Genomic DNA, 21222 nt, shown 5'->3' on the forward strand with positions numbered 1-21222 from the left:
TTCAACTAAAAAAAGCGTTCACGGTCTTTCCATCTTCTCCTCTATGACCCTTTTCATGTTTTCATGATCGCGCTTCTTCAACGTATAAAGGATATGTGTATTCTTTTGATTCATGAGTAGTTCAGCATCCCACCATAAAAAATAAGACGCTTGTCCTAACGTGAAAGAAAAATCAGGATCTACAACGTCAGCAACTCCTGGTTGTCTGTCTGCGCCCCAGACTCCCGCTTGAAAGGTTCGGATCTCCTTTTTATCTGTTAGGATGATGGCTTCTTCTGCTTCCTCTTCTTCAAAGCTTTCCATCCCTTGGATCGTCACTCCCTCAGGGATGAGTGGAGTAAGAGGGGAGCAGGAAATTAGAAAAACAGTGAAAATCAGAAAGATCGATCGCACGACTTCCCTCCTGGTGGTGTTCGTTGGTACTCATTACCTTCTACATTTTGGCAATAAAATCCTTTATTCCATAAGAAAAAGCACAGTCCGACAAAGGACTGCGCTTTTTCTGCCTACTTGACTGGGATCCATATTTCAGAGTAATAATCTTCGCTGTTCGGATTTCCCTCGTGATAGACTTCGAGTTCAGGACCCCCGGCATTTTCATAACCACTTGAAGGAAACCATTCGGAATATATCTTTTTCCACGTCTCCTGCATCGCATGAGGCATGCTGCCATGAACACCGAAGATGGCCCACTTCGCTTTTGGAACCTCAAGCGTTTCCAATCCTTCAACCTCTCCACCCTCATGAGCAGCTGCGATCCAGTAATCCATATGGTTCTCTTTCTCAGCGGACTTGTCGACGCAGATACCTAACAGACCTTTCACCGAACCATTATTCTCTTTCAACAATTTCTGATCGGTGCCATCCCCATTCACTTTCCCCCACATTTGAGGAATCCCTTTAAAATTTTCGCCATCTACATAGGAAAACTCTTCTTTCATACCCACCGCTTGAAACGCTTCCTTCTCCACCACTTCATACTTCATCGGATCAGCTCCTTTTAGATTCACCTGGATGACCAGGCGGTTATAGGCGGTCATCTTCCCGCTGTAACTCCGTGCTTCCCGTGGTGATAGGCCATGCTGCTTCCGGAACGCCCGGGAAAAAGACTCGGGAGTTTCATAGCCATAGGTGTAGGCTACATCGATGATTTTCTGCTCCCCTTTTCTCAATTCCTGCGCGGCGAGAGACAATCTTCGTCTCCTTACATATCCCGCCACTGTCATATCCGTAAGAAGACTGAATAAGCGCTGAAAATGAAAAGGCGATGTATGAGCAGCCTTCGCGATTTCTTCTATAGAGATGTCTTCCAACAAATGTTGTTCCATGAAGTCGATCGCTTTCTGCATCGATTGTATCCAAGTCATGGCGTCCCCTCCCGTACGTTCAATCTACCATTATCATATCACGGAAACCTGACCGGAAATGCTACAAGGTGTCATGTTGTTCCTCAAAAAAATGAACGCTCCTCATGACGACTGCCATCTTCCGTATTTAACTGTAATAACTAAAAGGAACCGTTTTATGGTTTTCCAATACATTAAAAAACAATATAAAAATGTGGTTAGCTTTAGTGGGAATTAGGGTACTACACCCTATGTAATTCTACTTTAGGAGGGTGAAAGATGAGTGCAAAGAAAGTGTTGATCGTGACTGGAGATGCTGTTGAGGCTTTGGAAGTGTATTATCCATATTTCCGCTGTCTGGAAGAAGGTTTTGAAGTCGATATCGCCGCCCCTCATCAGAAGAAATTGAATACAGTCATCCACGATTTTGAAGACTGGGAAACCTATACGGAGAAAAAAGGCTACATGATTGATGCCAACATCACTTTTGAACAGGTTGACCCGAATGATTATGATGCCCTCATCATCCCGGGCGGTCGTGCCCCTGAACATATTCGCATGCACGACGATCTGCCGGGGATCGTCAGCCATTTCTTCATTGCAGAAAAACCGATCGCCGTCATGTGTCACGGCAGCCTTGTTTTGACAACGATCGCCGATGTCGTGAAAGGACGCAAAATGACCGCTTATCATGCGTGTCGTCCTGAAGTAGAGAGCACTGGTGCGGAGTACATGGATGAAATGAATTACGTCGATGGTAACCTCGTTTCTGGTCACGCCTGGCCGGACCTGCCTTCCATCATGAAAGAATTTGTGAAGCAAGTAAAAGGTACATCCGTTCACTCATAAAAATAAGACCGTGCCTTCCCTGAATTCGGGAGAGCACGGTCTCATTTTTTCCACTGTTGAATCACGGTTTTCATGTTCGGCTCATCACGTTGGTCGATCCGGTAAGCAGCAAAGAGGTCATTTTCAACCGACAGATCCGGAAAAAGGACCTGGACTTTCCCACTTTCAACAGCCTCTTCAATCAAATACAACGGCAGCACACTGAGGCCCATCCCTTTTTCAATCGCCTTCAATATTGACTGCAGATTCGGAATGATATGTTTCGCCTTCACATCCGGGCGTTTATTGAAATGTTCACGCCAATACCTCCGGATAATCGGAAGGTCGAGCCCATAACTCAACCAGGCTTGCTCCTTGAGCCAAGCTTCCACCTCTTCCCCTACATCCCCCACCTTCATATGTGCAGGGGCCACAACAACGAACGTTTCCTTTTCCAAGAGCCTATACTCAATCCCCGTCACCGTCTGCTTCTTTGGTGTTATCATCAAGTCAACTTCTTCGTTGATCAATTGTTCCAACAGCGCAGGAGCCGTACCGAACTGGACGAGAAACCGGATATCCAGAGCACGCACGTTATCCAGAACCCTTCCTGTGAAAAATTCTACAGGGGAACCGAGTTTGACGAGCGGCATTTCAGAGGGGTGGTTGGACGTCTGTTTGATTTCCTGCGTTGTGCTTTCCAATTTTTCAATCAGAGGTACGAGCTTCGTGTACAATTCCTTTCCCTTGTCTGTCGGAACCATTTTCCTAGGTGCCCGTCGAAACAAAGATTCACCGACCTCTGACTCCAAGGCAGCCAAATGCTGGCTCATCGCCGGTTGTGTCATGAAGCGCGCTTTGGCAGCAGCCGATACCGACCCATGCTTGTAAATGCTGATAAAACTACGGTACCATTCAAAATCAATCATGATTTAAATCCTCTATACTTTTTGAAGCTTGTGAACCGTTCTGGAATCGGTCAAGTCAGCTGTCGCTTCTCGATAAGCTTGGTAATGGTCCGACTCAACATGTGCTTGCAACGCTGTTTCATCTTCCCACGTTTCATAAAAAACGAAAGTTCCTTCATCATCCGACGATCGGTGCAGGGTATATTCCACACAACCCGATTCGGATCTCGAGGGCTCCACCACTTTTTTCAATTCTTCAAAAAGAGCCTCTTCCTGCCCTTGTTTTGCTGTAATGATCGCATTTATCGTAACCATCATCATTCCTCCTTTAAAGAAGGAAAGAACCTGTAAGAACTTCCTCTCACAGGCTCCTCCCCAATCCTTTATTTTTCAAGCTTGCTGATGACTTCTTTTGCAACACTAATGGTAGACTGAGGATTCTGTCCGGTTATCAAACCATCCGCTACCTGAACGTGATCCGCCCAATTCTCAGCAGCGACGAAATCCGCTCCCAGCTCACGCAGACGCGTTTCCAATAAGAAAGGCATGTACGCATCCAATGTCGTTGCACGCTCCTCTTCATCTGTGAACGCGGTAACAGCTTTGCCTTTTACAATCGGAGAACCATCGGAAAGTGTGACACCGACAAGTCCAGCCGGACCGTGACAAACCGCTGCCACCACTTTGTCCGCTTCATAAAGGTCACGGATCACATCTTGAAGCTTCTTGTTATCGGGTAGGTCGAACATCGTTCCATGCCCACCTGGTAAGAAGATGGCATCGAACTTAGAAAGATCTTCAATGTCGTCGATTTTCACGGTGTCTTCCAAATACTTCGCCGTATCCAGAATTTCCTGAGGCGTTTCGCCACCTTCCAGACTACGATCATCCACCGGTGCTTTCCCGCCTTTTGGGCTTGCAACAGTCATATCATACCCTTTATTCGCAAATTCTACATAAGCTTCCCCGAATTCAGAAAGCCAAAGACCCGTATCCAACTCTTCATTCATTTTATCTGACGTCGTAACGACCATTAATATATGTTTACTCATGATTTCATTCCTCCTGAGAAAGTGAATTTGTTTACGAGTCTTATTGTAGAACGGCAGTTGGTATAATACAAATTAGTAAATATGGGATTATGTATAAATATATTTATAACTAGATTCTAAAAATAGAGAAGACCCTAAATCACGGCCTTCTCTGTTGGTCATACCAATTGACGCTCATAAACGAGCTCTTTCGTATTCAAGTCAATCGCATCCACTTTCATTTTCAACACTTCATCTGTTTCATTGTTTTTCGAACCCCACAGACGGATGAAGTTGTTCGTGTTCGTATCAAGGAAGTTGACCTGGACGGTTCTGACCTCTCCTTCTTCTACCTGTTCATCCTGGATTAAACATTCTTTGAACTCCATGCTGGGTTGACTTAATATGTAGTCTTCCATCATTTTTTTGAGTTCAGGGAATGCTAATCCGTCGTTTTCTACACAGACGCGGTTGAAATCGTTGGCGTCAGTGATGTGGAAGGTTTGCTTGGTTTCGTTAGACATTGGGATTCCTCCTGGGTAACTAAATATAACTACCCCATTCCCTCAAAAAGTTGTGTAGAAACAACAAAAATAATATTCTACTAAACATAAACGTCTTTATTTAAAACGTCAGTATCACTGTCAGAGAATCAGTCGATTAGCTGAGTGATCTCCAGAATGAATTTACTTGTTTTATGAAATTAATCATCTAATTAGAATAATAAGAGAAGCCGCTATTCTATCGAAAGAAAAAATAGAATAGCGGCTTCACTTCATTTATGATGTTTTACGTTCTTCTTCAACTGACATAACTTTCTTCTCACTAATAATCCCTTGTTCCTTAGCCATCAGCTTAGCCACTTTCGGCGCTAACCAGACAGGTGGCAGCAACAATAAGGAAACCGGAACAGCGGTCACAACGATAAAGTTCTGCAGCGTTTGAATACTGCTCTCTCCGATACCAAGAAGGGTTGCAGCGATTCCTCCGAACAGCAGCGCCCAAAAAACACGAAGAGCTCGTGGCGGATGGGTGTCCCCTGTGATAGTGACGGCCACAGAGTATGACATCGAGTCAGCTGTGGTTGCGACGAAAATGATGGTAACGATCAGGAATCCAGCGGCCATGACCATGCCAAAAGGTACTTGTTCCATGATCGCCATAACGGCGGCAGGCATGCCTGTTTCATTCAAGGCTGTCGAGATTGCTCCTGGTGATTCGAGTTCGTAAAACAAACCAGAACCTCCGACTACGGCAAACCAGAAATTACTTACAATCGGAGCGATGATTGCAACCGCAAGGATCAACTCACGAATGGTACGGCCTCGGGATATACGGCTGATGAACATCGCCATCGCAGGACCAAATCCGAGGAACCAGCCCCAGAAGAACACGGTCCAATATCCGAGCCAGCCACTATCCCCGCGATAGAGACTCATGCGTAGGAAGTTCTGGATTTGAAACGCTTCAGCAGCGATAAATGAATCGATGATGAACATGGTTGGTCCTAAAATGAGCATCGCAACCATCAAGATGATCGCAAACCCTACGTTCAGACGGCTGAGCAGTTGAATTCCTTTATCTACTCCAGAAGCCGCAGACACGGCAGCAATCGTAACTAAGAATATAATGACGAGAGACTGAGTGAAAATGGTATCCGGAATACCGAATAAATAATTCAATGCATAACCGACTTGTAAGCCTAGGAAGCCAATCGGTCCGATCGTTCCTGCGGCCACAGCAATGACAGAAACGATATCTGCTGTCGCTCCGATGACACTTTTTTTATTGAAGATTCTTTCTCCAACCATCGGATACAAAATGGTCCGTGGCTTTAAAGGATATCCTTTATGATAGTGAGCATACATGAGTACAATCGTAGCGACCGTACCTAAACACGCCCATCCGGTGAATCCCCAGTGGAAAAAGCTTTGCGCTAATCCTGGGACAACCGCTTCAGCACTCGTCATCCCTTCATCTGCAAACAACGGTGGCGTCGTTAAGAAATGATAGATTGGTTCTCCGGCGGCCCAGAAAACCCCTCCACTCGCTAGCAAAGTACAAAGAATCATAGAGACCCAACGGAACCAACTATTTTCCGGTTGATCTTTTTTTCCTAATTTTACTTTTCCATATTTCGATAAGGCAAGCACAACTCCGACGACGAATGTTGCCAGCAGCAGCAATTGCCAAAAAGCTCCAAAGAATGTAACAGAAAAGTCGAACGAGCTTGAGATCCATTCTCCCATCAGGTCTTTTTTCAAGAGAGACAAGAGTAAAAATAAGACGAGAAAGCCTCCGCTGATGCTGAATGTGATCCAGTCAATTCTCGTTCTCCTATTCGTTTTTTCGTTCATTATTTTCCTCCTAGGTTTTTTAACCTGTGATAGTTAAGATATTTTTATATCGATGACGAATTTACAATGGCTTTGTTCTTTGGACGTTTAGAAGACGGATACTCCTCTTATTCTCAGACGTTTTTTACACATAGTTGCTAATTATAGAGATGTTCGTACAACTCGTCAAATGGAAGCGAGGGAAGGATGAATAGGATGTTGAAGCATTTGATCGCTGAGGTTTCCTATTTGCCTGAGAGCAACAAATCTATAATGTTACTGCTATCCATTGATCCATTTGCTGTTTTCCAGGCAAAAAAAACAGCTCATGTCAGACAGGAGCTGTTGGTTTGGGTGAGCTTATTTATTTTTTTCAATATCACAATCAAAAGTATAATGGAGGGCAAAGAAATCTGCTTCCACTTCTGGAGTTCCGCCAATCTCGTAACATTGATCACTGGCATTCTCGATTTCTTTGATATTAAAATAGGATTGGGTGGCGAATAAGAAGATCCCCATAACAAGCGTTAGCGTACATAGCATTGCTACCACCCACTTGGTTTTATTATTCACGCCTACTGACTCCCTTCCATCATTATTCTTTCTCTTAGAATATTTTTTCCGTTCACTATAGTCCTTCTTATTGTACCAAAAAAAGGAATTATTTTAACCCACATATAAAAAAGATGATCCCAACGTAAGGAATCATCTTTTAGCTCGATGTTATTGAACCCATTCATGTCTTAATTTTGTCTTCTTTACGCCTTTTTTGTACTTGATCCATCCATCAATGATGCTCCAAGCAGCAAAGATGATAAAAATGACGGCAAGCCTCCAAGCCAAGCCGTTCTCAACTTGTGATGCACTCACCCCGAACAAATTGGAAACATATTGAATGAACGCTGATTGAAACAACCGTTCATCCGTAATAATCCATACGAAAACACCTACCGCAACGACCTCCTGAAGCGTATGGAACCAAACAATCCCTCTAGTCCATTCTTTTCTCAATAACTTAAAGAGCCCCAAGGCGATTTCCAGTCCAACAACAAGGATGACTCCAGGCCAAAAACTGAGTAGAACATCCTGATTCAGAGCCGGGGTGATGAACGTAAGTCCTTCGCCCTGGTTTTCATAGATTCCAAGCAACTGGTCGGCGTGAAAATAGACGGTACCCCAAATCGCTGTCCAAAGAAAAGCACCATACACTTCCCATTGAGAGATCGCACGTTTCTTAGAGACATGGGCGACTTTTTTCAAATCTTCCGGTGCCCACTTCTTCCGCTGAGGCGGTAGGTTTTCTTCATCGATGCCGGTGTCTACTCGTTCGATGATAGCGAAAATAATCGTTATCCAGAAGAAGACCTGCATACCAACAGAAACCACTCGCCAGACACCCTCACCCAAGATGGTAAGGATCATCGCAATCAAGTTCCCTTCCTCGACGGAACCCAGGATATTCTCCGCGACAAGCGTGATTAACGATATCGTAATGGCAATCGGCACGATCATTTTGACGAGCGAGATGTAGGTATCGTAGTAACGTGGACCAATCAGGTGCATCGGTTTTTCACTGTATCCCTGGGCAAGTTTTGCTGGATCGCCCAATTCCTGTAGAACTTCTTTGATCTCTTCCTCCGTTGGATCTTCAGGTAGCATATCCTCGATGATGGATTGGATTTCAAGTAAGATGTCTTCCCGGTTCTTTTCCGGAAGTCGTCGCTCTACTTCTTGTAAGTAGACATCAATCCATTTCATTGTTCTCCTCCTCTAATAAGCGGAACAATTCATTCGTCGCTTTTTTCCATTCTTCCTTCAACGTTTGAAAAACTTCTTCCCCATACTCACTGACTACATAATACTTGCGGGGTCTTGACTCTGACGTATCCCAACTGCTCGTGACCAAATCCTTCTTTTCCAACCGGCGAAGCAAGGGGTATAAAGTGCTTTGGTCGATGGTGATGCCGGAATCTTCTAATCGTTTCACGAGCGAATACCCGTATTGAGGCGTACGCAGCTGACTCAATACCGCTAACGTCAAATTCCCCCTCCGCTGTTCGGTCAGCAATGAGTTCACTAATTGACTCAACATCTTCACTCCTCTACATACTGTACGACAAACACTATCTACATATAGTATATGTCATACACTATTGTATGTGCAATTGTATTTTCATAAAACCAACTATATTTTTCACAAAAAAAAGCACCTCTTCGCGAAGAGGTGCTTCAAATTAGATGCGATTAATCAAACAATACACTGACAGAATCTTCGTGCTGTACGCGCAGCAGTGCATCCGCCAATAAAGGCGCGACAGAAAGGATCGTCATCTTACTGATCTGTTTCTCTTCCGGCTGGAAGATGGAATTTGTGATGACAAGTTCTTTGATCGGCGACTGCTCAATTTTGATGACGGCCGGATCAGAAAGGACCGCGTGTGTTCCACAAGCATAGATATCGTTGACTCCATTTTCATTGAGAATATCAGCTGCCACGGTTACCGTATTGGCTGTATCCATCATATCGTCCACGATCAGGACGTTTTTACCTTCCACATCCCCTACGACGTCACGGATTTCCGGCTCCCCAGGCTCTGCTTTCCGCTTATCGATGAACGCAAGAGGGGCATCGAGGATGTTGGCCATTTTCCTAACACGATTCAAACCGCTTGTATTCGGAGCGACAACAACAAGGTCTTTAATGTCTTTCGTATTGAAATATTCTCCGAGGATTGGAATGCCTTGCAGCTGGTCAACGGGAATATTGAAGAAGCCTTGGATTTGAGGTGCGTGCAGGTCCAGAGAAATGACTCTGTCCGCGCCTGCCTTTTCCAGTAAATTGGCGATTAATTTCGCTGTAATCGGTTCACGTGAGCGGGCTTTCCGGTCCTGACGGGCATACCCGTAATATGGAATGACGACATTGATTGTTTTGGCAGAAGCCCTCTTCAAGGCGTCGACCATGATCAACATTTCCATCACATGCTCATTGACGGGCTGGGAAGTGGACTGGACGAGATAAATATCATCGCCACGGACACTTTCCTCGATGTTGATTTGGACTTCTCCATCGCTGAAACGGACGACTTTGCTTTTCCCAATTGGGACCTCAAGGATTTTTGCTATCTCCTCAGCCAATGGTTCATTGGAGTTTAATGTAAAAAGCTTCATCTGTGATTGTGTATCCATATGTATCGCTCCTGTTTTGTAAAGGTTTTGTTAAGAAAAACTTATCACTCCAGGGGCTTTGTTGCAAGTTAGGAACCTTTATTGGTAAGAGTTACCCATTTTCGTAATTGGAATCCAACTGATCGGTAATCAGCATGTGACCAGGGGCATGGGTGATCATGATGGATGGCTTCGCTTTCAGAGCAGCATTCTGCGGCGTCACTCCACACGCCCAGAACACTGGCGTTGCTTCGGCAGAATCAAAATCAACCGCTTCCCCGTAATCGGGATGCTGCAAATCCTTGATGCCGATTTCCTCCGGTGCTCCGATGTGGACAGGACTCCCGTGGGACTGTTCAAAACGGTCCGATATGGCAAGGGCCTGATCAACCAAATGGTTGGGAACCGCACGCATACTGACGACCATGTTGCCTTTGAAGATTCCTGCAGGTTCTAAAGGGATGGTCGTATCAAACATCGGAACCACTTTTTTCTGTTCCTGGTGAAACAACGGAATTCCGCCATCCAGGAGCGCTTTTTCAAACGTAAAACTGCATCCGATCAGGAAGGTTACGAAATCTTCCTGCCACACTTCCCGGATGTTCAAGACTTCTTCAGAGAACTTCCCGTTCCGGTAAATCCTGTACCGGGGAAGGTCTGTCCGGATATCGGCATCAGCCACTTTAGGTACGTACTGCCCTGCTTCCAACACTTCCACGAGCGGGCACGGCTTCGGATTCCTCATGCAGAACAATAAGAAATCGAAGGCGTATTCTTTCGGCAATGTAACAAGGTTCGTCTGGGTATATTTTTCACAAAGGCCGGAAGTCGTGCCATGCTTATCTTCGCTTCTGTATTGCAGTCTTGCTTCCTTCGGGTTCATTGTTCCCTCACTCCTTCCTGAGATTGTGGTTCATACTTAATTTGCATATGGATCCCTTGCTCATGGTTTCCAAACTTCGGACCGAACAAATTCATTCCGCCTGCATGGACAGCATCTTCCTTAACGCCTATACGGAAGGAGATATATGGTTGATCATATAAGGAAAATTGATCCAACGTAAGATCACCATTCACTTTTTCCCCGTCAATGAAACAACCGTCTTCCGTCACTTTCCAATGCTTTAAAAGTCCGTACTGGGTAAAATTCGTCCGCCACCAGGAAGGCGTCAACTGACCTCGTTCGCCTCCGAAATCACTAGGTGAAGTCCACGTACCAATGTCTTTTCCATTCAGCCATGCGGTAAGGTCAGATGGCCAATCCAACTTGTAATTGGGCGCTTCTGAGCAAACTTCTGCGCTGAACTCGATTTCTTTCGCGATGTGATCATCCGGAATTCGGTTCGGGAAACGGTACTCCACATAGCCGTCTCTGAAAAACAGCAGCTGCGCATGTTTGCGTTCCGGTTCATAGAACGAGCGTGGATCATCCTGCAGTCCGATATAACCGTTTTCACTTACGAGCCCGCAGTGCGGTTCGACATGGCAATCCAAATAGTCTCCGATCGGCATATCAAAATGAAGGACAGCATCTTCTTGCTGGTCCTCTGTAAACAGATCGATGACGACTTGATCGTAATTGATGGCACTCACCTTTTGCGTCCCCCGGCCTGGGACGAGTTCTGTTACGATGAGACCGACCTCCTCCAACTTTTTCACATGAGAGGCCGCTGTTGAAAAAGGCACATCCAGCTTTTCGGTCAACTCGTTCACGTTATGAGGTTTTTCACTAAGTATTTTTAAAATCTGGATCCTCGTCTGATTCGCAAGTGCTTTGCTCGTGGAGAGCATATCATCAAAGGATAGTTGTAAACGTTTCAAACCGACACCACCTACGTATTGTTACCCTGATTATACCAGAGTGCACGTGTTAGGAAAGAAACAAAACGAATCCCCCTGCTATTGGCAGAGGGATGTTGGAATAGAGTTAAACCGCTTCTCTTTTTCTTTGGTCGAGTTTTTCAACAATCTCGTAGTATTCGTCTTCTGTATAGGAGTAGAAGTACATGACGATCAAACGAATCAATGAACCAAGGGCAGGTAGCAATGCGACGACAAAGAACAAGGCATCCATGGTGGCTGCTGTCTGACCCTGATTCGGAGCATAATTGATCCAGGTGAGAATCACACCCGTCAAACCACCGGCGATAGCAACCGAGAGCTTTCCTGTAAACGTCTGCCCGGAAAAGGTGACGGCTTCATTCCGTTTGCCCGTCTTGTATTCCGTATATTCGATCGTTTCCGCAAGCATGGAAGAAATCAATGGACCAGTCGCTGTGTAAAGCAGCATCGTGATGGCGATGAACACAAACGATACGACGACACTGGAATATCCGACAGAGAACCAGATGATCCGGACGACGATATCCGCTGCGACAATTGTCATCAACAAGTGCTTCTTCTTGAACCTGCGGGCAAGGGATGGAATGATGAAAAATCCGACACAGCTCGCCAGGCTGATGATCCCGAACAGGGACATCAAGGAAGCGTTTCCAAGATTGTATGTGAAAAAGAACACGTTCAACGCCTGGGTGATGTTCATGAAAATGTTGCAGAAGAAGACGACTAACACAGCAAACATTGGTTTATTGGCCTTGACCGCTCGGAAAGCGTCAGAGAGTTTCACTTTGGTCTTCGGAGGTTTTACTCTCTCTTTTGTGTTTTTGAAACCATTCAACATGATCGGCAATGCAAAGAGCATAAGAATGAGTGTGGCGAAGAAGTAGCCTTTCCCTAGGTCATCTCCTCCGATCCATTCAGCCAGAGGGATGAAAACGACTGGAGACAAACCGATGCCGGCGAAGACCCCCATGTTCGCAAACGTAATCAGCTTGGTCCGCTGTTGAGAATCCTGACTCATGACAGTAGATAACGACCAAAATGGGACGTCTGAAACCGTATAGATCATTCCCCAAAGAATATACGATCCACCTGCGAACAATACTTTTGCCGTATAACTCAATCCATCTAGTGGTAAGAAACAGACAACTGTAATGAGCACGATGAAGAAAGGCATGTATTTCAAATAAGGACGGAACTTGCCGTGTTTAGAATGCAGCGTATCCATGAATGAAGCCATCAACGGATCATTGATTGCATCCCACGTTCTTGCGATAACAAAAATCAAACTGGCGGCTGCTGCAGATATTCCGAGAATGTCCGTATAAAAGAACAAGATGTACGACCCGACCAGCCCAAAACTGATGCATTGTCCAAAACCATAACCGAAATAAGAAGCAAACTCTTTCGTTTTGATCTCCTCTTTTTTCTCGGTTTCCTTTACGTCTACAGGATATTGCTTCGCTGTTTCCATCGCTTCTCCTCCTAAAGGTTATTCAAAAACAAAACCGCTTGTCTCTTTAGATACAATGGAGCGGATCTTCCCTGGGTCGAACTTATACTCATGGTTCTCATCCAGTAATCCGTTCACCTCTTGTTCTACATCTGTCAACTGCGTATAACAAAATCCTTGAATGTACCCGGTCTCCAGGATGACAGAAGTCAAACTTTCCAAACGTCGGATCACTTCGTCTGCGTCATCAGGTCTAGCCCCATATCCCCAGTCCCCCTGGCTGTTAGATCCATAAGCGATCCCTCCGTATTCACTGATCATGATCGGTTCACCCTGATAGCGGTAGCCTCTGGCATAATTTTGCTTGCTACTCGTAGAGGAAGGACTGCCGTCCACGAACTCCTTCTGATCTTTGTAATTCTTTTTCATCAGTGAAGGGTCGCTCGTATAATCATGAATGGTAAGAATATCAGTCAGCGTATGCTCCCACCCGTCATTTCCGACTACCAATCTCGTAGGGTCATACGCCTTCGTTTGGTAGTATAAAGCGTTTACAAAGTTTTGCTGGGCAGTTTGGTGGAAGATCTCGTTGACGCCCCAGGACTCATTCATCAGCGTATATACAATGACCGATGGGTGGTTGTAGTGTTTTTCAATCATTTCCCTTGTTTCTGTGAACATGCGCTGCATGGAACGATCGGTGAAATGGAAGAAACTCGGCATCTCTGCCCACATGACTAGTCCAAGTCGATCACACAAATACAGATAACGACGGTCAGCAATCGTCTGATGGCGGCGCACCCCGTTAAAGCCCATTTCCTTCACTTTTTTCAAATCCGCTTCCATCGTTTCCGTATCGGCAGTCATGAGAGATTCCGGGTAGTATCCCTGATCCAGGATTAGCTTTTGATAAAACGTCTCCCTGTTCAGCAATACTCTTCCTTCCTGCACTTCAACTTGACGCATGCCGAAATAGCTGTCTACGACATCATACAATCCGTTATGATCTTTCAAGGTAAAACGAACATCATATAGATTTGGATCATCCGGCGACCAGTAGTGGATCCGAAAGTCCGCGCAGTCCGATTCCACATCGACCATCATTTCTGCTCGTTTCCCTGGCTTCACCCAGGTTCCTGCTGTCGTGATCCACTTCTCTTTAAAATACACATCGGCTTCGAGATACAAGGGTTCTTCATGTTTGTTTAAAGAGGCATCCAGTTGAATCGAAGCTTCCTCCACGTTCGGTGTCAGTTTCACATGTTCCACATGATAAGGATGGACTTCTTCCAGCCAAACAGGTTGCCAGATGCCTGTCGTCCGTGTGTACCAGCATAGGAAGTTTTCTTCTTTCCAAGATTGCTTGCCAATCGGCTGTTCAACACTGTTGGTGTCCTCCACACGGACGGTCAACGTGTTGCTTCCGTCCTTTAGTGCAGAAGACAATTCAAAACTGAACGGTGTGTGCCCTCCTTCGTGCTCTCCGATCCACTCTCCATTGAGCCACACTTTGGTATGGTAATCGACCGCTTCAAAGTGTAGGAGCACATGCTGATCCGTCGTCTCCCAATCAAAGGTGCGTTCATACCAGACAATAGAGTGTTGCTCATTCGAATGGATGCCGGATTTTTCCGATTGATAGGCGTAGGGTACTTCAATCGATCCTTCCAGCTTCCCTCCTTGAAACCATTGCTCCCGCTCTCCATTGTTTTCATCATCGAAATGGAAAGCCCACCTTCCATTCAAGTCGTACCAATGGTCCCTTTTAAACTGAGGCCTTGGATAATCGGAAGTACGATTGTTCTTTTTCGGTAAAAGCAGTTCTGTATCCACCATACATGCGTCCCCTTCTTTCATTACAAGTAGTTCTACGATTCTTAAGACTATATGAAAAGGCTTTCATCTATGAGTTCTATTATTACATGTAAATAGGTTTTATTACAAGTTATTTTGTAATAAAAAATAAATTTTTTCATAGAAAAATCCCCCGCCCTGCCAATGAAGGAGTTCGGAGGATTTTTTTTAACAACAAAAATCATAAGGATGAAGAGGGCTAGATGCTTTGTACAACCAGGCAGGCTCATGTATAGGATCCTGCCAATACCAGGCAGCAAGTGCAGCGGCACAAGCATCAATCGTGTGAGACTCTTTGGCCATTGTTTCCGGAATACCGAATAACTGTTGTGTTTCAAACCATTTTCGGACTTTTTTGCGAACGGAAAGGTCTTGTTTATAGTGGAGTACAGCCTCAATGGACTCCATCCTCGCTCCAAGAGCCCCACCCGGATGGACTTCAACGAGGTGGATGTCGTATCTCGTGGGAAGACGTTCGATCTCCCTCGTGATCCGAATGCCTCTCAATGTTAAGTACACCATGCGCATCATTGTAGGAGGCATGATGGATGCACCTTTCATCCCAAGCTCCGTTACAAATGATCTTAAGGCTCGGTCACTTTCCCGATCTCCTCCCTCATCTTCATAAGAAAGAGGGGCATCCACACCGATGGTAACGGCGTCTTTATTCGCTAGCGACTCGATATATGTCATCAAAGCATGGTCGTTCATCGGTGTTTCATGTTGTATGTAACGAAGCTTGTCCTCCTCCATTTGAAAATGAACGAGCACAGTATCTTTAGTGTTGCTTGGGCCTGATAAATCGATCCCTATGTATTGCATCTGTGTACCTCCTTCTGTCCCCTTTTTTCATGGCAGCTTACTAGTTTTCAGCCAAATGAAAGTCCTATGTTTACATAGTCTACAATTGACAGACTTGAGTTCAATCGTATTTCGACCATAGTACCATGATTCCTAGAAAAGGATCAGCATGGATCAACCGTTTAGGTTATGAGCATTTTAAACGAAATGATCCATCTACACAAAAAAACAGGCATCTATATTTTAATAGATACCTGTTTACCCATTAGCGTTCACATCATCTTCATGGACGGCATAGACGACCAGCCGTTCATCGTGCGTTCCCGCTTCTGTATTGAATTCCCCTGTGCATGTAATGAGGTTCAGTTGTCTACGGTAAGAGAAACCGAAAATCTTGTTCAATGGAGCATTTTTCCGGTCATACGCTTCTGATTTTTGGACGATGAAAGTTTGTTCTGTGCCTTCTTCATCTGTGACGATGATTTCATCGCCTTCCTGCAAATCTTCGAGATCATAGAATACTGCAGGGCCTGTACGGCTGTCGACGTGACCAGCAAGGACAGCACTTCCCTTCGCTCCTGGTTGATAACCGTCTTTGTACCAGGCTACGCCTTCCACACTTTCCGGCTCACCCATCTGTCCATTGGCATAACGTCCGACATTTTCGATATCCGCTTCCACATCAATGGCGGGTATAGAAACTGTCTGTGGTGTGATCGCTGTCTTCTCACTCGTGTCAGCCGTTGCGGATGCATTGATCCTTTGAGAATCATACGTTTCTCTTAAATTACTTTCTTTCCCTTCCACCTGCTGAGCAGAATCCACTGCATGCTGCCCATCTTCCATACTAGCTTCCGGATCCTGAGCACTGGAACAAGCAAACAAGAAGCTTATAAAGAGCAAAGAAATCCATTTGAACATATCCATTCACCTACCATCTATAATGAACTACCCCTGGAAATATCTGTATGACCAGGGGTAGAAATTTTTGGGAATTTACTTATGCATTATTTTTGCTTTTGCGTACGCCGATGGCTGTTGCAAATAGGACGGCTGCCATGCTGGCGAACGCAATCATCCATGCATTCATTCCGTCATCAGCTGTACCACCGAGTCCTGTTTTTGGCATTTCAGAAGGCATGTTGGATGCGAACATCTCAGGGTTTTGGGCTACGATCGCACCTGATAGTCCCTCGCCTACTCCATACATGTGAGCATAAGCTTCACGAAGCTGGTCATAAGCTGCATCAAAATCACCATTGACATAGCTGTCGAACGATCCTGTCAGCTGGTTGATGTGCATTTGCAGACCTTCCGCTGTTGCTTCTGCTTCCAGTCCACCTTCTGTTGCTGTATCAAGGAACTGGGAGAAGTCCGCGCGGTATCCGTCTAAAGCGGTCAGTGCCTGTTCTTTCGCTTCTTCATCTCCTGCACCGGTCGCTTCTACATAATCGACAAAGTAACCAATGTGCTCAGACCACATGTCCTCAAACTGCTGGCCGGCTTCTTTACCGTAGACAGAAGTGATGGCTGCTGTTAGATCTTCTGTATTGTTGCTGAGCGCAGCTGCGGCATTTTCAAAGTCTTCCGCACCATCGCCCCCTTTTTGCATCGCAAGGACGGCAAGGGCTGCGTGCTCAGATAGCAAATGGTTCAAGTCTGCACGAAGGTCAGCAGCTGGTGTCGCTGGGTTCGTGTTTTCGAATTTCTCTGGGAATTGGTCAGTAATCGCAGTAGATAGACCTTTTCCGACTCCGTACATGTGATCGATACTTGTACGAAGCTTTTGATAGGCTTCATCGAAGTCGCCTTCTTCGTAATTGTCAAAAGCTCCGACTAGCTGGTTCACGTGCATTTGCAGACCTTCAGCCAGCGCAGAAGCTTCCAAGCGTTCATCTGTAGCTGTTTCCAGGAACTCGGAGAAATCTTCACGATAGTTGTCCAAATTGCCTAAGGCTTCTTCACGACCAGCTTCGTCTTCTTCCGCTGTCGCTTTCACGTAATCGACGAAGTATCCGATATGTTCAGACCACATGGATTCGAATTGCTTTCCTGCTTCATCTCCGTATACGGAAGCAATCGCTGCGGTTAGATCTTGTGTATTTCCTTCAAGGGCTGCCGCTGCTTCATCAAAATCCTCGGCACCCTCGATCCCCTTTTGCATCGTTACAACGGCAAGATAGGCGTGCTCGGAAAGGGACTGATCAAGTGTCGCTCGTAAATCAGCAGCCGGTGTAGAAACCGTTACATCTGACATTTTTTCACTATGATCCCCATGGTCATCTGCAAACGTAACCGTGGCCGTCGGCAGCATCAGTGCTGCGGACATCGGCAAAGCGATCAAAGACTTTTTCCAATTGATTTGTTTTTTCATTTCCAACCACTCCTCTTATTTTTGATTTCACTAAGCTAACGAGAGGAGATGCATTTTGGATCACAAAAAAACAGAAAAAGTTCAAAAAAACACAAAAAACCTTGTTATATCAACTTATATTTCTTCTAAAAAAAAGAAAACCACCTATGGAAAGTGGTTTTCCATAGGTGATTTCGAACCAATTCTTTACATATAATCTGCTTGGGCATCTTTGGGCATGGCAGATAGTTTCTGTTTCAATTCTTTACCTGTTCGCACCGTCATCACTTTATCTTGAATTTCCTTATATGTTTGAAAAAAGTGAGGCTTTCCGTTCCGCTCAAAATATTTGTTCCACTTGAACATTTTGAAAAAGATGCGAAAGGTAGGTTGGTAATGGGACTCTTCCATCCGGAGCTTTTGTGAAAGGAAGCGTTTGATGATGCGATACGTTCGTACAGAATATTTCGTATCAAGGAAAATGATAAGGTCCGCACGAAGAAAGCTTTCTTCCACCCACGGCTCGTTGTGAACCCCTTCAACGATCCAGCCTTCCGTCCCGACAATCTGTTTCAAGTATTCCGCCCGTTCCTCTTCTGTTCGTCGAATATCCCCAGTTTTATGTCTCTCCCACACGACGTTATCCAACTCATAATAAGGGATGTGCCATTCGTGGGACAGCTTCCTGGCGAGGGTCGTTTTCCCACTAGCTACCGAACCAATGATATGTATTTTCCTTGGACCACTCACTACACTCCCCCTTACCCTATATCACCCTATCATTCTCCTGGTCCTTTATATAGAACTGGTATCCATACTTCCTCTAGAGCTTCAGGATCACCTGGGTGATAGTCTTCCGTAAATCGTTCAAAGTGCTCCCGGTTATCCAGAACATAAGAAGACGACGGCAGCCACTCGTTGAATATGTATTGTAACGTCTGGATGAATTCACTTGCGGGACCATGATGAAAGAAAACCGCATAAAGCCCTCCACTCATTTCGAGCGTTTCCATCCCCTGCATTTCTTCAACATCGTTCCGTTCAACCTCCACACCCGCCCACTTCACAAAAGGGGTAGACGATTGAAATCCACTAGAATTCAAACCCTGGTCAAAAATTTTGAGATTGTACAGCATCTCATCAACACGGTATGGAATGGAATGACGGTGGGGCATAAAACTTTTCCAAAGTTCCTTGGTAAAGTCGTCTTCCAAAGACATCCTCATCGATTTACCAATCAACTTCTTTTCCTCTAAAGCTATGATTTTCGGCTCCATTTCTTCACCTTCCTAACGTTCTTTTCTTTATTTTATAGGAAAACATGGGGAAAGACACAAGAACCACTTCCTCTTATGCTCTCATTCTTCACCCAGTATGGTAATCCCGCTTCTTTATAATCTTCTTGGACCAGCCTTTCAACCTTCATCACTTTTTGTTTTTCATCTCTAATTTTGAAAGTATTGATTTAAATCAATGCGATCTTCCAAAAGAGAGGATAAACTACATAGAAACAAAAGAGGAGGCTTATGATGAAAAATCTGAATAAACATGATGAGTTTCAACGACGACCAGCCATGGTTGCCGGAGTGAGTTTACTTGTCATGACCTTTGCTGCATTATTCTCTTATGGATACGCTCATAACTCCCTGGTGTTCTACGAAGACACAGCTGCAACCTACCTTCACTTGGAGTCCTCTCTTCCTTTATTTCATTTAGAAATAGCTGGTTGGGCGGTGATCATCTTAACAGATCTCATAGTATCCTGGGCTTTTTACAAAGTATTGAAACCAGTCCATCCCACGTATGCATTATGGGCTGGTGGGCTTCGATTCCTCTATACCATCATTCTTACCGCAGCTGTATTCCGTTTATGGATGGCCAGCCAAATCATTCAACAGACCACTGCTTCAAATGAAGAATCAGCATCACAAGTGATGGGAAACCTTATTGGTTTTGAAACGATCTGGTCTTTAGGATTAATTGTATTTGGATGTCACTTAATCATGGTGGGGTTTGTCGCGTTCAAAGCTCCCTACATTCCGAAGTGGATGAGTCTTTTGTTGATGATCGCTGGTGTGAGCTATCTGTTGGTCCACGCAATGTACAATGGGCTTCCTCAGTATAAGTCACTGACAACCTCCCTCGAGACCATTCTCAGCCTGCCCATGATGATGGGTGAATTAGGATTCGGGATGTGGCTTTTAGTCAAAGGAATCAAAGGTAAACCCGGCAGGTCATCTTCATTGGAGGCTTCCTAATCGCTTTTTGATTCTACTCAAGGATTCAGGGGTTATGCCCAGGTAGCTGGCCAACTGATGTTGAGGGACCCTTTTTAATAAATCTGGCCTTTTTTCAAGTAGGGATGCGTACCGCTCTTCTGGTGTGGAGGATATGAATGCAGCGTAATCATCATGCATTTGACCCAAATCCCCTTCTACCATTTTCAGAACCATAGCTTCAAGACCTGGTGTGGTTTCGTACGCTTTCTGTTCGAAAGATAAGTCACCAACGACCAAAACACAATCTTCTACGCAAACCAATGAATATTTGGATGCTTGATCGACGGCATGTTGATTGAAGATCGTCACACTCTGTTCCTCTGTATAAAAATTGACGGTCGTTTCTTTCCCCACTTCGTTTACTGCAAATTTACGGATACATCCTTTTAAAATGAAATAACATTGTTTCGGAATTTCTCCTTGCTGCAACAACACGGTCCCTTTACTGAAAGAGGTGATGGGGACATCAGACGCAATTTTATTCAGTTGCATTTCACTGAGATCAGAAAACTTTTTCATATAATTAATGAGGATCTGTTTCATAAAACCTTTCCTCTCCTTCATTTGTGTCACGTCCTTACTACAAAGATAGCAAGATTAGACATCATTAGGAAGAAACATTTTTTAAAGCACCGCAACCATTCTTTCTTATTCCACGAGTAGTGCAGGGATGAACATGATTTTCGTATATAGAACGGTTGGAAGGTGAAAGATTGACGTAGTGAATCTATTGGAATAAGAAGGGGGATATAGTATGGACCTGTTTTTATTTATATCAGTCATCGTAGGTTTGACATACATTTTTTTATATTTTGTCATCCACTATGACTTAAAAAAGAAAAAAATAGTGCTGGAAGAAATAAAGCTGGAGTTGGATAAGAGAAAATTAGAACTCAACGAAAAAGGTCTTGAAGAAAAGCAAAATGTATAAAGACGTTAAACGTTAAGGGATTTGTAACTCCCTGGTTATGCTGCTGAGAGCAATGGTCCTGTAAGTCGACGATCGATAATTGGGATCGAACGAAA

At 44.8% G+C, this 21222-nt stretch carries 24 protein-coding genes; 3 read left to right on the forward strand and 21 right to left on the reverse strand.

Features of this window, described 5'->3' with window-relative positions; all coding sequences use genetic code 11:
- Window positions 1-18: 18 nt before the first annotated feature.
- Window positions 19-393: a YhfM domain-containing protein gene (locus ACXACN_RS07405; protein ID WP_474963470.1), complete on the reverse strand. Its 375-nt coding sequence runs from the start codon at window positions 391-393 to the stop codon at window positions 19-21.
- 113 nt (window positions 394-506) lie between these two features.
- The gene (locus ACXACN_RS07410; protein WP_474963471.1) at window positions 507-1367 is read right to left on the reverse strand and encodes an AraC family transcriptional regulator; all 861 of its coding nucleotides are present in this window, start codon (window positions 1365-1367) and stop codon (window positions 507-509) included.
- Window positions 1368-1625: 258 nt separating this feature from the next.
- On the opposite strand from ACXACN_RS07410, the gene ACXACN_RS07415 reads away from it, so the two are divergent.
- The gene (locus tag ACXACN_RS07415; protein ID WP_474963473.1) at window positions 1626-2195 is read left to right on the forward strand and encodes a DJ-1/PfpI family protein; all 570 of its coding nucleotides are present in this window, start codon (window positions 1626-1628) and stop codon (window positions 2193-2195) included.
- Window positions 2196-2236: 41 nt separating this feature from the next.
- Here ACXACN_RS07415 and ACXACN_RS07420 read toward each other — a convergent pair whose 3' ends face one another.
- The 18 genes from ACXACN_RS07420 to ACXACN_RS07505 form a co-directional block, all read right to left on the reverse strand.
- On the reverse strand, window positions 2237-3103 hold the full coding sequence (locus tag ACXACN_RS07420) for a LysR family transcriptional regulator (RefSeq protein WP_474963474.1): 867 nt from the start codon (window positions 3101-3103) through the stop codon (window positions 2237-2239).
- Window positions 3104-3115: 12 nt separating this feature from the next.
- On the reverse strand, window positions 3116-3397 hold the full coding sequence (locus ACXACN_RS07425; RefSeq protein ID WP_474963476.1) for a putative quinol monooxygenase: 282 nt from the start codon (window positions 3395-3397) through the stop codon (window positions 3116-3118).
- Window positions 3398-3465: 68 nt separating this feature from the next.
- Window positions 3466-4134: a type 1 glutamine amidotransferase domain-containing protein gene (locus ACXACN_RS07430; RefSeq protein WP_474963477.1), complete on the reverse strand. Its 669-nt coding sequence runs from the start codon at window positions 4132-4134 to the stop codon at window positions 3466-3468.
- Window positions 4135-4292: 158 nt separating this feature from the next.
- Window positions 4293-4637 (reverse strand): hypothetical protein, encoded by a 345-nt coding sequence (locus ACXACN_RS07435; RefSeq protein ID WP_474963479.1) that lies wholly within the window; start codon window positions 4635-4637, stop codon window positions 4293-4295.
- A 255-nt stretch (window positions 4638-4892) separates the two neighbouring features.
- Window positions 4893-6470: a BCCT family transporter gene (locus ACXACN_RS07440; protein WP_474963480.1), complete on the reverse strand. Its 1578-nt coding sequence runs from the start codon at window positions 6468-6470 to the stop codon at window positions 4893-4895.
- A 339-nt stretch (window positions 6471-6809) separates the two neighbouring features.
- Window positions 6810-7022, reverse strand: coding sequence for a hypothetical protein (locus ACXACN_RS07445; protein WP_474963481.1), 213 nt, complete (start codon window positions 7020-7022; stop codon window positions 6810-6812).
- Between the two features lie 150 nt (window positions 7023-7172).
- Window positions 7173-8207 (reverse strand): HAAS signaling domain-containing protein, encoded by a 1035-nt coding sequence (locus tag ACXACN_RS07450; RefSeq protein WP_474963483.1) that lies wholly within the window; start codon window positions 8205-8207, stop codon window positions 7173-7175.
- The gene (locus ACXACN_RS07455) at window positions 8194-8538 is read right to left on the reverse strand and encodes a PadR family transcriptional regulator (protein ID WP_474963484.1); all 345 of its coding nucleotides are present in this window, start codon (window positions 8536-8538) and stop codon (window positions 8194-8196) included. Before ACXACN_RS07455 ends, ACXACN_RS07450 begins: the two co-directional genes overlap by 14 nt.
- A 155-nt stretch (window positions 8539-8693) precedes the next feature.
- Window positions 8694-9638, reverse strand: a complete 945-nt coding sequence (locus ACXACN_RS07460; RefSeq protein WP_474963485.1) for a ribose-phosphate diphosphokinase — start codon at window positions 9636-9638, stop codon at window positions 8694-8696.
- Between the two features lie 91 nt (window positions 9639-9729).
- Entirely contained in the window at window positions 9730-10500 is a 771-nt protein-coding gene (locus ACXACN_RS07465) for a putative hydro-lyase (protein ID WP_474963487.1), read from the reverse strand.
- Window positions 10497-11438 carry an ArsR/SmtB family transcription factor gene (locus tag ACXACN_RS07470; RefSeq protein WP_474963488.1) on the reverse strand — a complete coding sequence of 314 codons (942 nt, stop codon included), beginning with the start codon at window positions 11436-11438 and terminating at the stop codon, window positions 10497-10499. Before ACXACN_RS07470 ends, ACXACN_RS07465 begins: the two co-directional genes overlap by 4 nt.
- Before the next feature lie 106 nt (window positions 11439-11544).
- Window positions 11545-12930, reverse strand: coding sequence for an MFS transporter (locus tag ACXACN_RS07475; RefSeq protein WP_474963489.1), 1386 nt, complete (start codon window positions 12928-12930; stop codon window positions 11545-11547).
- Between the two features lie 18 nt (window positions 12931-12948).
- Window positions 12949-14745, reverse strand: a complete 1797-nt coding sequence (locus tag ACXACN_RS07480) for a glycoside hydrolase family 2 protein (protein ID WP_474963491.1) — start codon at window positions 14743-14745, stop codon at window positions 12949-12951.
- A 186-nt stretch (window positions 14746-14931) separates the two neighbouring features.
- Complete coding sequence (locus ACXACN_RS07485; protein WP_474963492.1) at window positions 14932-15585, reverse strand: DUF429 domain-containing protein; 654 nt, start codon at window positions 15583-15585, stop codon at window positions 14932-14934.
- 237 nt (window positions 15586-15822) lie between these two features.
- Window positions 15823-16485 (reverse strand): class F sortase, encoded by a 663-nt coding sequence (locus ACXACN_RS07490; protein ID WP_474963493.1) that lies wholly within the window; start codon window positions 16483-16485, stop codon window positions 15823-15825.
- Window positions 16486-16564: 79 nt separating this feature from the next.
- Window positions 16565-17926 carry a copper amine oxidase gene (locus ACXACN_RS07495; protein ID WP_474966826.1) on the reverse strand — a complete coding sequence of 454 codons (1362 nt, stop codon included), beginning with the start codon at window positions 17924-17926 and terminating at the stop codon, window positions 16565-16567.
- Window positions 17927-18124: 198 nt separating this feature from the next.
- Window positions 18125-18667, reverse strand: a complete 543-nt coding sequence (locus tag ACXACN_RS07500; RefSeq protein WP_474963494.1) for a P-loop NTPase family protein — start codon at window positions 18665-18667, stop codon at window positions 18125-18127.
- A 29-nt stretch (window positions 18668-18696) separates the two neighbouring features.
- A complete protein-coding gene (locus ACXACN_RS07505) occupies window positions 18697-19194 on the reverse strand; it encodes a GyrI-like domain-containing protein (RefSeq protein ID WP_474963496.1) in 498 nt (165 codons plus the stop codon).
- Window positions 19195-19446: 252 nt separating this feature from the next.
- Between ACXACN_RS07505 and ACXACN_RS07510 the strand changes: the two genes are divergently transcribed.
- Window positions 19447-20175, forward strand: a complete 729-nt coding sequence (locus ACXACN_RS07510; RefSeq protein WP_474963497.1) for a DUF4386 domain-containing protein — start codon at window positions 19447-19449, stop codon at window positions 20173-20175.
- Here the strand turns inward: ACXACN_RS07510 and ACXACN_RS07515 are convergent.
- On the reverse strand, window positions 20158-20739 hold the full coding sequence (locus ACXACN_RS07515) for a Crp/Fnr family transcriptional regulator (protein ID WP_474963499.1): 582 nt from the start codon (window positions 20737-20739) through the stop codon (window positions 20158-20160). The two genes, ACXACN_RS07510 and ACXACN_RS07515, sit on opposite strands and share 18 nt — an antisense overlap.
- Before the next feature lie 211 nt (window positions 20740-20950).
- Here ACXACN_RS07515 and ACXACN_RS07520 point away from each other — a divergent pair, with 211 nt between their 5' ends.
- The gene (locus ACXACN_RS07520) at window positions 20951-21127 is read left to right on the forward strand and encodes a hypothetical protein (protein WP_474963500.1); all 177 of its coding nucleotides are present in this window, start codon (window positions 20951-20953) and stop codon (window positions 21125-21127) included.
- The last annotated feature ends 95 nt before the right edge of the window (window positions 21128-21222 follow it).

Source organism: Halobacillus sp. AWM4_238, from assembly GCF_056158265.1.

Coding starts and splice junctions, on each gene's coding strand:
- ACXACN_RS07505 (WP_474963496.1), bottom strand. CDS start 19,194: ATGGAGCCGAAAATCATAGCTTTAGAGGAAAAGAAGTTGATTGGTAAA.
- ACXACN_RS07490 (WP_474963493.1), bottom strand. CDS start 16,485: ATGTTCAAATGGATTTCTTTGCTCTTTATAAGCTTCTTGTTTGCTTGT.
- ACXACN_RS07520 (WP_474963500.1), top strand. CDS start 20,951: ATGGACCTGTTTTTATTTATATCAGTCATCGTAGGTTTGACATACATT.
- ACXACN_RS07415 (WP_474963473.1), top strand. CDS start 1,626: ATGAGTGCAAAGAAAGTGTTGATCGTGACTGGAGATGCTGTTGAGGCT.
- ACXACN_RS07460 (WP_474963485.1), bottom strand. CDS start 9,638: ATGGATACACAATCACAGATGAAGCTTTTTACATTAAACTCCAATGAA.
- ACXACN_RS07440 (WP_474963480.1), bottom strand. CDS start 6,470: ATGAACGAAAAAACGAATAGGAGAACGAGAATTGACTGGATCACATTC.
- ACXACN_RS07475 (WP_474963489.1), bottom strand. CDS start 12,930: ATGGAAACAGCGAAGCAATATCCTGTAGACGTAAAGGAAACCGAGAAA.
- ACXACN_RS07410 (WP_474963471.1), bottom strand. CDS start 1,367: ATGACTTGGATACAATCGATGCAGAAAGCGATCGACTTCATGGAACAA.
- ACXACN_RS07420 (WP_474963474.1), bottom strand. CDS start 3,103: ATGATTGATTTTGAATGGTACCGTAGTTTTATCAGCATTTACAAGCAT.
- ACXACN_RS07485 (WP_474963492.1), bottom strand. CDS start 15,585: ATGCAATACATAGGGATCGATTTATCAGGCCCAAGCAACACTAAAGAT.
- ACXACN_RS07430 (WP_474963477.1), bottom strand. CDS start 4,134: ATGAGTAAACATATATTAATGGTCGTTACGACGTCAGATAAAATGAAT.
- ACXACN_RS07435 (WP_474963479.1), bottom strand. CDS start 4,637: ATGTCTAACGAAACCAAGCAAACCTTCCACATCACTGACGCCAACGAT.
- ACXACN_RS07465 (WP_474963487.1), bottom strand. CDS start 10,500: ATGAACCCGAAGGAAGCAAGACTGCAATACAGAAGCGAAGATAAGCAT.
- ACXACN_RS07425 (WP_474963476.1), bottom strand. CDS start 3,397: ATGGTTACGATAAATGCGATCATTACAGCAAAACAAGGGCAGGAAGAG.
- ACXACN_RS07510 (WP_474963497.1), top strand. CDS start 19,447: ATGAAAAATCTGAATAAACATGATGAGTTTCAACGACGACCAGCCATG.
- ACXACN_RS07450 (WP_474963483.1), bottom strand. CDS start 8,207: ATGAAATGGATTGATGTCTACTTACAAGAAGTAGAGCGACGACTTCCG.
- ACXACN_RS07480 (WP_474963491.1), bottom strand. CDS start 14,745: ATGGTGGATACAGAACTGCTTTTACCGAAAAAGAACAATCGTACTTCC.
- ACXACN_RS07515 (WP_474963499.1), bottom strand. CDS start 20,739: ATGAAACAGATCCTCATTAATTATATGAAAAAGTTTTCTGATCTCAGT.